We start from the raw sequence: 1595 nt of genomic DNA, 5'->3' as shown, positions 1-1595 counted from the left end.
TGCCGGCACCTTCTCCCCGTATAGTGACGGGGAGAAGAGAAGCTGCTGCGCCCTCGGCGCTCTTCTCGTGACGTGTCCTTATTCCGCAGCCACCTTGGCCATCGGATTGTTCGGGTGCGTCGTCCAGTTGGCATAGACCGGCGATACCGGCCTCCCAGTGCGCTGGTCCATCACGCCGGCTGCCAGCGGCTCCATGGTGATGCAGTTCTCGACCGGGCAGACATTGACGCAGAGATTACAGCCGACGCATTCGGCCTCGATCACCTCGAAGTGCCTGATACCGTCGACCATGCTGGTGATCGCCTGGTGCGAAGTGTCCTCGCAGGCGATGTGGCAGCGGCCGCATTTGATGCAGGCATCCTGGTCGATACGCGCCTTGGCGACGTAGTTCAGGTTGAGATACTGCCAATCGGTCACATTGGGCGTGGCGCGGCCGACGATGTCGTTGAGCGAGGCGTGCCCCTTCTCGTCCATCCAGTTTTCGAGGCCCGCAATCATTTCCTGCACGATCTTGAAGCCATAGGTCATCGCCGCCGTGCACACCTGCACATTGCCGGCGCCGAGCGCCATGAATTCGGCCGCGTCACGCCAGGTGGTGATGCCGCCGATGCCGGAGATCGGCAGGCCGCGGGTTTCGGGATCGCGCGCGATCTCGGCCACCATGTTCATGGCGATCGGCTTCACCGCCGGGCCGCAATAGCCGCCATGCGAGCCCTTGCCGTCGATTGTCGGCTGCGGCGCGAAGCTGTCGAGGTCGACACCGGTGATCGAGTTGATGGTGTTGATCAGCGACACCGCGTCGGTGCCGCCGGCATGTGCCGCCCGTGCGGGCTTGCGCACATCGGTGATGTTGGGCGTGAGCTTGGTGATGACGGGCATGCGGGTGTTCTGCTTGCACCAGCGCACCACCATTTCGATATATTCCGGCACCTGGCCGACAGCCGCGCCCATGCCGCGCTCCGACATGCCGTGCGGGCAGCCGAAATTCAGCTCGATACCGTCGGCCTCGGTCTCCTCGACCACCGGCAGGATCGCCTTCCAGGCCTCCTCGACGCAAGGCACCATCAGCGAGACGACGATGGCGCGGTCGGGCCAGTCCTTCTTGACCTGCTTGATCTCGCGCAAATTGACCTGCAGGTCGCGGTCGGTGATCAGCTCGATGTTGTTGAGGCCGAGCAGGCGGCGGTCGGCGCCCCAGATCGCGCCATAGCGCGGGCCGTTGACGTTGACCACCGGCGGGCCTTCCTCGCCGAGCGTCTTCCACACCACGCCGCCCCAGCCGGCCTTGAAGGCGCGGATGACGTTGTAGGCCTTGTCGGTCGGCGGCGCCGAGGCAAGCCAGAACGGATTGGGCGACTTGATGCCGACGAAATTGTTTCTGATATCTGCCATGCTCATGCCCTCCCGTTCGAGGTCAGTGCCCGGTTGATGCTCTCCGCAGCGTCGCGCCCCTGCGCGACCGCCGAGACGGTGAGGTCGTCGCCACCGAAGATGCAGTCGCCGCCGGCCCAGACCCTGGCAAGCGACGTGCGCCCTTCCGCATCCACCTTGATGCGGCCGGCTTCGAGATCGATCGACGCACCGCTGCCGTTGAG

At 64.8% G+C, this 1595-nt stretch carries 2 protein-coding genes; both read right to left on the bottom strand.

Annotated features, from left to right (window positions below):
• Positions 1-78: 78 nt before the first annotated feature.
• The gene (gene preA / locus EOC06_RS36990; protein ID WP_127397547.1) at positions 79-1392 is read right to left on the bottom strand and encodes an NAD-dependent dihydropyrimidine dehydrogenase subunit PreA; all 1314 of its coding nucleotides are present in this window, start codon (positions 1390-1392) and stop codon (positions 79-81) included.
• A 2-nt stretch (positions 1393-1394) separates the two neighbouring features.
• Positions 1395-1595: FAD-dependent oxidoreductase (locus EOC06_RS36985; protein WP_368773619.1), on the bottom strand; the 201-nt coding region annotated here is incomplete at its 5' end.

Source organism: Mesorhizobium sp. M7A.F.Ca.MR.362.00.0.0 (assembly GCF_004023175.1).
In the GTDB taxonomy this organism is placed as follows: Bacteria; Pseudomonadota; Alphaproteobacteria; order Rhizobiales; family Rhizobiaceae; genus Mesorhizobium.
The sequence above is the reverse complement of the archived record's forward strand: the minus strand, read 5'-3'. Positions and strand labels throughout refer to the sequence as shown.